Source organism: Vibrio sp. 1078-1 (assembly GCF_033340475.1).
This window is the reverse complement of record NZ_JAWOWM010000985.1, coordinates 1-504: the sequence shown is the minus strand read 5'-3', so window position 1 is coordinate 504 and position 504 is coordinate 1. Positions and strand designations below refer to the sequence as shown.

The 504-nt window shown below is 45.2% G+C and carries 1 protein-coding gene; it reads right to left on the bottom strand.

Annotated elements, in window-relative coordinates:
- Positions 1 to 102: 102 nt before the first annotated feature.
- The coding region (locus R7190_RS31215; RefSeq protein WP_318138389.1) for a LysM-like peptidoglycan-binding domain-containing protein at positions 103 to 504 on the bottom strand (402 nt) is incomplete at its 5' end.

The following is a 504-nucleotide window of genomic DNA, read 5'->3' as shown; positions in this document are numbered from 1 at the left end:
CACGTAGACATGCGCAGGAAGCATTCGACTCAATAAACCTCTACAAAACTGCAATAAAAAAGACGCGAGATGATCGCGTCTTTTTTAAATCTACAACGGAAACTATTTGTTTCTGCCGAAGCTGCCATCCGATAGACGGAAGAACATAACCGAATGATCGCTCTTTTCCAGTTGCAACATATCTAACTGGCCGTTTTCTGAGAGTTTAAAACGGATGAGTTGCCCCTGCTTGATATGGCTCAGTGGCTTATCGCTTCCTTCTATTTTTACTAAGGCGCTAAGGTCAGCCATAGAAAGCTGATTGTTGCGAAAAACTTGAGCTAACGTATCACCATTCTTCACATGGTACTCTTTCCAGTCTTCTGACTTAGGCCCCGAGTTTTGCGACGTACGTTGCTGACTCAGGCTTTGCGCATTTAACTGGATCGCAACACGCTGGCTATCCCCTTCACCCTGCGGTTCGACTAACGGTTCCGTTTTTTTCGGTAACGGTACAATCAGAAG